Source organism: Nocardia sp. NPDC050710 (assembly GCF_040654375.1).
Taxonomy (GTDB): Bacteria; Actinomycetota; Actinomycetes; order Mycobacteriales; family Mycobacteriaceae; genus Nocardia.
Map to the genome: position 1 here is coordinate 95,893 of NZ_JBFAHV010000029.1, position 8,129 is coordinate 104,021.

5 protein-coding genes are annotated in these 8,129 nt (G+C 69.0%); 2 read left to right on the plus strand and 3 right to left on the minus strand.

Features of this window, described 5'->3' with window-relative positions; translation table 11 throughout:
• Nucleotides 1-130: 130 nt before the first annotated feature.
• Nucleotides 131-772 (minus strand): hemerythrin domain-containing protein, encoded by a 642-nt coding sequence (locus AB0H61_RS34105; RefSeq protein ID WP_357311875.1) that lies wholly within the window; start codon nt 770-772, stop codon nt 131-133.
• Between AB0H61_RS34105 and AB0H61_RS34110 the strand changes: the two genes are divergently transcribed.
• On the plus strand, nt 750-4,271 hold the full coding sequence (locus AB0H61_RS34110) for a BTAD domain-containing putative transcriptional regulator (RefSeq protein ID WP_357311876.1): 3,522 nt from the start codon (nt 750-752) through the stop codon (nt 4,269-4,271). The genes AB0H61_RS34105 and AB0H61_RS34110 overlap by 23 nt on opposite strands.
• A 14-nt stretch (nt 4,272-4,285) precedes the next feature.
• Entirely contained in the window at nt 4,286-5,203 is a 918-nt protein-coding gene (locus AB0H61_RS34115; protein WP_357311877.1) for an NADP-dependent oxidoreductase, read from the plus strand.
• 363 nt (nt 5,204-5,566) lie between these two features.
• Here AB0H61_RS34115 and AB0H61_RS34120 read toward each other — a convergent pair whose 3' ends face one another.
• A complete protein-coding gene (locus AB0H61_RS34120; RefSeq protein ID WP_357311878.1) occupies nt 5,567-6,067 on the minus strand; it encodes a hypothetical protein in 501 nt (166 codons plus the stop codon).
• Between the two features lie 80 nt (nt 6,068-6,147).
• Nucleotides 6,148-7,905, minus strand: a complete 1,758-nt coding sequence (locus tag AB0H61_RS34125; RefSeq protein ID WP_357311879.1) for a DUF262 domain-containing protein — start codon at nt 7,903-7,905, stop codon at nt 6,148-6,150.
• Nucleotides 7,906-8,129 lie beyond the last annotated feature (224 nt).

Below are 8,129 nucleotides of genomic sequence, written 5' to 3' on the forward strand. Positions count from 1 at the left end.
TCAGGGCGTGAGCGCGTAGCGTCCCCGCGCTCCGCGTTGGCGGTCCCGGTGGGCGTCGGCGGCCTGGGACCGTCTGCACTCCGGTCGGCAGCCGGACGGACGCGGCGCAGGCGAGGGGGCTGCTCGGTGGTCAGACCGAGCGCACGCGGCGAATGTGGCGGGCGTAGCGGGGGCGACCGATGACGTGCCAGATGGCGCGTACCGGTGCGGGGAGGCCGCCGAGGAGCATGGCGCGTTCCGCCCGATTGGCTTCTTCCAGGACGAGGCCGAAGAGCGTGAGCAGGGTGAGCTTGGGCGTCTTGGCCACCAAATGGCCGCCCAGGGAAGCCCATTCCTTTTCGGTGATGTACTCGGCCGCGAGGGGAAGAAGAGTGGCCTCTTCGTCGTCGAGGTGTTCGAGCAAGACCGCCCGGTGATCGGCGAGGACCGCTACGAGGGTGTCACGTTCGTCGGCTCCGGCCGTGACCTCCCACGCCGGGACCGAGGCGTCCAGACTGGCCAGTGTGGCTTCGACGCGCTCGTGCTGGGCCTGCATGCGCAGGATGATGTCCGCCCCCAGATCGACCCGGGACAGCAGCGGTGGCCACAGGAGTTCGTCCTCGCCCTCGTGGTGGTTCTTCAGTCCCAGCCGGTAGTCGCGGAAGTGGTCGGCGATCACCTCGGCGCGCGCGGTGTCACCCGGGGCGACCGCCGCGACGAGCTGCATCAGCAGTCGTGACTCGCGACGGAAGGCGCGGTGGACGATCTCCATGTCCTGGGTGTTGACGCTCATCTGTTCCTGCCCTTCAACGGTTTTCGATGTGCTCGAGACTGCTCCTGGGGGTTTGGAAGGCACTAGGAGCCGACTTGGAACGCTTGACGCGGCCGCGCGTACGATGTGCCACGTCATGGTCTTCATCCGGGTATTGGGCTCGTTCGCGGCCGAGGCCGGCGGCGAGCCCCTTCCCCTCGGCGGACCGCGGCAGCGCGGCGTGCTGGCCCTGCTGGTGGCCGCGCGCGGGCAGGTCGTACCGGTCGACCGGATGATCGAGGACCTGTGGCGCGGCGAAGCGCCATCGCGCGCTCTGGCGTCGTTGCAGGCCTACGTGTCCAACCTGCGCCGCCTGCTGGAACCCGGCCGCCCGTCACGGACACCGGCCCGCCTGCTGGTGAGCGCGTCGCCCGGCTACGCATTGCGGCTGCCGCAGCATGCGGTGGATGCATGGCGCTTCGAGGAGCTGCTCGACCGGGCCCGCACGCTCGCTGATCCGCGTGACGCTCGCGTCCGGCTGGACGAGGCCCTGGCGCTGTGGCGGGGACCTGCGTTCGCCGAGGTCGCCGACGAGCCGTGGGCCGTCGCCGAGACCGCCCGGCTCGACGAGCTGCGCCTGGTCGCCCGCGAACTGCGCATCGCGGCGGGACTGCGGCTCGGCCAGCCCGCGACGGTGGTGCCCGATGCGGAGAGCCTCACTCGCGACCATCCCCTGCGCGAGGAGGGCTGGCGCTTGCACGCCCTCGCGCTGTGGAGCAACGGCCGCCAAGCCGACGCCCTGGCAGCGCTCCGCCGCGCCCGCGCCACCTTCGCCGACGAGCTGGGCCTCGACCCCGGCCCGGACCTGGTGGCCCTGGAAGAGGCGATCCTCACCCAACGCACGGACGTCCTCCGCGCGGCCGTCCCCCCGCCCCCAGCGGGCACACCCCGGTCCCAGGCAACCGCGCCGCCACCGAAAAGCGAGCCAGGTGCAACAACGTTCGTGGGCCGGGAGAGCGAGCTTGCGGCGCTGGTGGCGGCCGCCGGGGAGGCCGCCGCCGATGGGGTGCGCATCGCGCTCGTCACCGGGGAGGCGGGGCTCGGCAAGTCGACGCTGCTCGAGCAACTCGGTGCGCGGCTCGGACAGGGCGGCTGGCTCGTGGCCGCCGGGCGCTGTCCCGACGTGGACAGCGCGCCGCCCGCATGGGCATGGGTCGAGGTCCTGCGGACGGTCGCCGTGAGCGTTCCGCCCGGCGAGTTCGCCGACGACCTGGCACCGTTGCTCAGCGACTCCGCGCCGGTGAACGGCGACGCGGCGGCCGGGCGGTTCCGGCTGCGGCAAGCCGTTTGGACCTGGCTCTCGGCGGCGGCCGCCGACCGTCCGGTCGCCATCGTCCTGGACGACCTGCACTGGGCGGACGCCGCCATGCTGGAACTGCTCGGCGGCGGCGTCGACACGCGGGCCCCTATCCTGATCGTCGCGGCGTACCGCGCGGACGAAAGCCAGCACCTCACCGCAACGCTCGCGTCCCTCGCCCGCGCCGCGCCCCTCCGACTGGACCTGCCCGGGCTCGATCGCGACGCCGTCGCGGAACTCGTACGCGCCGAGTGCGAGGCCAACGACACGACCGTGACCGGGATCGCCGAGCGGACCGGCGGCAACCCGTTCTATGTGCGAGAGACCGCGCGGCTGCTCAACGGCGAGGGCGCGCTGATCGCACTCTCCGAGGTCCCCGAGGGTGTCCGGGACGTGCTGCGGCGCCGGCTCGCAAGGCTCCCCGAGAGCGGCGTGTCCGTCCTGCGGCTGGCGGCGGTAGCCGGCCTGGAAAGCTCGGTGGACGTGCTCATGCGGGCCGCCGACACCGACGAGGACGGCGTGCTGGACGCGCTGGACGCGGGTGTCATCGCCGGATTGCTCGACGAGCCCGGGCCCGGTCGTGTCCGGTTCGTTCACGCGCTGGTCAGGGACACGCTGGTCACCGATGTCAGCCGGGTGCGTACCACCAGGATGCACGCCCGGATCGCCGCGGCGCTGGAAGGCTCCGGCGACATCGCGGCACTCGCTCATCACTACGCGCGCGCGGGATCGCCGAAGGCGGTCGGCTACTGCGTGCGCGCCGCCGAGCTGGCCGAGGCGCGCTATGCCCACGACGTGGCGGCCGCGCTCCTCACCGACGCCGTCACCAACTCCATCGAACCGGACGAGCGCGTCGGCCTGCTCGGCAGGCTGCTGCGCGCGCAAGTCAGGGCCGGGGCCTTCGCTGCGGCCAGGCACACACGCGAGCAGGCCGTGGAGTACGCCGAGTCGATCGGCCGCGACGACCTGATGATCGCCGCGTTCACCGCCTGGACCGAGCCCACCCCCTGGCAGGCCCGCACATACGGCACGGTCGACCGTCCCATCGTCGACCGCCTCAGCCGCCTGCTCGAGCGGACCGGCCTGGCCCCCGACGTGCGGTCCCACCTCCTCATCGCGTACGCCCACGAGCTGGTGGGCGAGAACGATCCGACGGTCATGGCGGCGGCGCGGGAAGCACTCGACCTCGCCACCTCTCCCCGCCTCAGGGCTGCCGCGCTGCTGGTCCTCGCCCGCGACTCCGGCCGGGAGGAGTACTCTCGCGAGCTGGTCGAGATCGGCGTCGAGCACGGCCTTCCCGTCTACCGCGTGACAGGTCTGCTCAACCAGGCCGCGAACGCCGCCGCGGCCAACGACCCGGCGACCATGCGCCGCGTGACCGGGGAGGCGCTCGACCTCGCCCGCACCTACCGGATGCCGGAGGCAACCGGCGCCGCCGAGATCGCGCTGGCGACGCTGATGCTCATCGAGGGACGCTTGGCCGACGCCGAGCGCCTCTACACCGAGGCCACCGAACGCATGGAACGCGCCGGATCGGTGCACGCCGCCGGATTCCTCCGCCTCGCGCTGGCGGCGATCTGGCTGAACGACGGCACGCTCGGCGACCACCTGGACGACGTGCGCGCTCTGCATGAGGCGCTCGGTCCGATGGGCGCCGACCTGCTCACGCTCGCCCTCCACGCCGCCGGCCGCGGCGACGAGGCACGCCGGGCCCGCATGTCACCGAGCCCGATCCGGCCCGACTTCTTCTTCACCTTCCTGACGAGCCTGCGCGCGATGGCGCTCGTCGCCTTGAACGACCGCGACGCGGCCGAAAAGATCTACGCCGACCTGCTCCCTCACCGAGACGGTCCCCCGGCGGGCGCGGCGAGCGTGTCTCTGGCCCTGCGTCCGGTCGCCCACACGCTCGGCGAACTCGCCCTGTTCCTCGGCCGGGACGACGAGGCCGCCGCCCACTTCGCCCGGGCCGCTGTCATCGCGGACCTGTGGAACGCCCCCACTGGTCCGCCGATGCCCGAGCACACGCCGATCGTGTTCTCGGCGTCCATGTTTCGCCTCCGCGGCAACGCTGAAGGCAAGATCGGCGTCGGTGTGCCGCAGCCCGCCGCTTCGAGCGCTCCAATTCGGCTCCAAGTGCCTTCCAAACCCCCGGGAGCAGTCTCGAGCTCATCAGAACAGAACTGATGGAGGAGCGAAACATGAGCACACCCACCTTCCGGGCCGCCGTCGTCCGCACACCGGGCGGACCCGACTCGATCGAGATCATCGATGTCCCCCGCACCGAGCCCGGCCCTGGCGAGGTCCGTGTCGCGGTCGCGGCCGCGCCGGTCAACCCCACCGACCTCGGGGTCGTTGGCGGGTTCTTCCACGAGCTGGGCATGATCGACCAGCCCGACCACACCGGCCTGGGCTGGGACTTCGCCGGCACCGTGCTCGCCGCCGGTCCGGGCGTGGACCTGGCCGTCGGCACTCGGGTCGCCGGTGTCGTCCTCGGTTTCGACCGCGATTTCGGCACCTATGCCGAACAACTCGTCGTGCCCGCCGCCGATCTCGCCGTGGTGCCCGAGGGCCTCGATCTGGTCGCGGCATCGACGGTGCCGCTCAACGGCTTGGGTGCGGCGCAAATCGTCGACATCCTCGGCGACGCCCCCGCCGACGGCAACCGGTTGCTGGTGACCGGTGCGGCTGGTGCGATCGGGGCCAATGTGGCCTCGATCGCGCCCGACCGAGGCTGGCGGGTGACCGGTCTGGCCCGAGCCGCGGACGAGCAGTTCGTACGCGGTCTCGGCGCCGACTTCGTCACGGACGCCGAGCCGGGCTGGGACGCGGTCGTCGACACCACGTCGCAGCAGGTGTGGGGCCTGACCCCGGTCCGCGACGGCGGAGCTTTCGTCGGCGTCCGGCCCAATATCGTGCCTGCGGCCGAGCGAGGGATCAGGGTGAACGCGCTGGTGACACAGTCGGACGGTGCTCGTCTGGGGAAGCTGCTGGCCCGCGCCGCGTCCGGCCGGTTGCCGGCCCGAGTGCATGCGGTCGTGCCGTTGTCCCAGGCCGCCGACGCCCACCGGGCCATGGCCAAGGGCGGGACGCGAGGTCGCTACGTGCTCGAGCCCTGACCGATTCGGCCACACCTCGACCAGACGCGCGACCTGCTCGACGCCGCCACCGGGATCGACGGACCATCGAAGACGTCATCGCCGCACTCGGAATCACCCTGCCCGACCGGTCGGCCCCCGTCACGAGGGATAAGCGCTGAGCAGCACCGGGATTCAGTCGTCCGGGGCGGAGCCGGCCGCGCTGATCAGCCGGACCGCCGTGGGGGAACCGGCTCGGCCGCTGCACAACCTGGATCGTGTCCCTGATCGGCTGCGCCCATGAGCACCCGGGCAGCGGTATCGATAGCCAGCGTCATCCGGACCAGCGTCTCGACGATCAGCAGCTTCGTTCTGCGCTGACTCCCCTGCTCCGCCAGGAGACGACTACTCCTGGCCGAGGTGTTGCAGGACGTGGGCGGCAAACCAGGGATTGTGATAGCGCGGGTAGGGTCCGGGTCCCTTGATGGCGAGGCGATCGACGAGCGGTCGAATTGTCGTCACATCGAGCGGAAGAGAATCGAACTGTTCGCCTGCAACCTCATCGCCGAACCAGCAGGTGATCACCGCGCCGTCGTCCTCGGCCGATGCCATGGATGTCGCACGGATCGACAGCAGATCATTGCGGGCGTCGAGTTCTACCAGCTGGCAACCCGTTTCGGCTTCGAGCGCGGAGCGCGAAACGTACACGGTAAGTCCCCAGTCGACCACCTGCCCGTCCACAAGTTCATAGGCCAGGTAGAGGACCTCCATCGGCCCGATGTTGAGAGTGAATAGGCGCTGGTGGGTGCTGGATTTGTTGGTGGTAGGGAAGCATGTGAGGGTCCAGCGGTCGAGTTCCACCGCTCGGGGGTCGTCGAATGCGTTCGAGAGGTAGGCGGCGACCACCTCGGTGGCGTCCTCGAATACGGGTTCGCGTTGAAGCCGTTCGAAATTCGCGAGGCTCGCGGACGGCATGGTATCGGCGTCTACGGTGCTCCTTTCCGGCGCGAGCTCAGGCCGAAAGGGCGGGGCGCGGACCCTCCGTTCACACCGGCAGTCTCCTCGAGCCGCCACTCCCGCGTCAGCATCCCGAGCAGCTTCTTCTGTCGTTCCTCGACGACCGCGGGAGTCCACTCCGGAATGCTCCCGAGTTGGGATGTCAGCGCGAAGGTGGTGACACCGTCCTTGCCGGTGAAATAGGTGGACTTCTTCTTCTGGAACTCGAAGTTGGCTGCGCGCGAATTCTTTCGCTGATTCAGCAGCACCAGGTTCGCCAGCCGATGGGTCCACTCGGCCCGTTGTGCGCTGGTGAAGTTCGCACGCCATTCGGAACCGATCGGCGGCTTCTGCGGCAGCACATGTTCGACGGTGATATACTCCCGCCGGAAGATTGGGCCATCCGCGGCGGAAAGCAACTCGTCGAGTCGCAGCAGCACATACTTACGGGTCTTCGAATTGAGGTACACCTCCCCATCGAGCATCGCGACCGTCTCGGCGATCTCACGCGAATTCAGCTCGAACGTCGGTGAATCGAGCCCCGCACCCTCCGCGAGTTCGTTGAGGAGCCGGGCGTAGCGCTCTTGGCGCGGCGTGGTGTATTCGCGACGGATGAACATGGCAGCCGCGAGTCGTTCCAGACGCGCCAGGAATTTACTCAGGAAATCCGGATCGCCGCGATGATTCTTGAGTGCCCACAGCGCGACGGGACGCCAATCATTGTTATCGAACTGGTTCAGCCGCCGGAACCAGACATTGATCGCCTCGCCGGCTTGGCTGTCGCCGCTGGGCGCAAGGTAGTCGGCGCTGCGGATATCGCACAGTGCGCGCGCCAACGGCACGAGTTCATCGTCGACGAAGGAGTGCATTCTGCCCGGTCGGAAATGCGCGAGCACCTGCTTCGGGAACTCCGCGAGTAACTCGCTGCGCGCTCGCCTGCGGTCGAACAGCATCCGAATGTGCTGGAAGAGCTCCGCGAAGTCGGCACGGCCGAGTTCCTCTTCCGCATCCTCCCATTTGCGGGCATAGTCGTCGCGCGACTTCTCGGCGATATCGCCGATCACATCGGCCTTGAACACATCGGCAGGCGACAGATCGAGTCCGCGCGCGTTCATCACGCTGAAGATCCGGTGGGCGCTGGCCAGGTCGGGTGTGCTCACCACGACGAGAAATGTCCTTTGGACCAATAACTTCGCGAGTGCCAGGCGCTGCTCGGCGGGCCGATCGGACAGCTCCTCCCACAGGTACCTGGCGTTCGCCTGGATCGCGGATTGCGCGTCGTTGACGAGTTCGTTCGCGCCGAGTTCGAGCAGCGCGCCGATTCGCCCGGGCTGCTGGACGTACTTGGCGAAGAATGCCTTATCTTTGGGGCGCAGCGCAATCCGGGGTTTGGGATCCAACCCGTGCAGCACATTGCCCGGTTCGACGATGAGTTCTCGCAGCTGCTCGGCAACGAGAGCTTCGGACATTTCGGCGAGTACCGAAAACAGGATCGTCAGCGTCGTCAGCCTCTGTTGGCCGTCGATGATATCGGCCTCCGGGCGGCCGAGCTTCTTGACCAAGACCAATGAGCCGAGGAAATACGGTTCGTTCTCGTCGCGCCCCAGGGCGCCGGTGAGGTCGGCGAGTAGATCCGCAACCTGATCCCGAGCCCATGCGTACGGACGCTGATAGTTCGGCACGGAGAAGTCGTAGTCGCCGCAGAAGATCTTTCCCAGTGGCTTCTCATGAGCCTCGAGCTGCTGCATCGACGCAGTATGCCATGTCGAAAGATTGAGCGCGGGAACAGTTCTCAGCAAACCGCGCGGTCCACCATGGTGAAATATTCGTTGGTCGAGCATCTCCACGAGCCAAGCGAAGTGCGTGCTGCGGAATCGCCGGCCGCGTCGCGTGACAGTGCGTTTTCCTGAGCGTCACATCCGGGACCGAAATCGCAACACCGCTGCCCTACCGTGGTCGTCATGCCTCCACG

Bases quoted from the DNA above. Each gene is read 5' to 3' on its own strand.
- AB0H61_RS34110 (WP_357311876.1), top strand. From the start codon at position 750: ATGTCCTGGGTGTTGACGCTCATCTGTTCCTGCCCTTCAACGGTTTTC.
- AB0H61_RS34115 (WP_357311877.1), top strand. From the start codon at position 4,286: ATGAGCACACCCACCTTCCGGGCCGCCGTCGTCCGCACACCGGGCGGA.
- AB0H61_RS34105 (WP_357311875.1), bottom strand. From the start codon at position 772: ATGAGCGTCAACACCCAGGACATGGAGATCGTCCACCGCGCCTTCCGT.
- AB0H61_RS34125 (WP_357311879.1), bottom strand. From the start codon at position 7,905: ATGCAGCAGCTCGAGGCTCATGAGAAGCCACTGGGAAAGATCTTCTGC.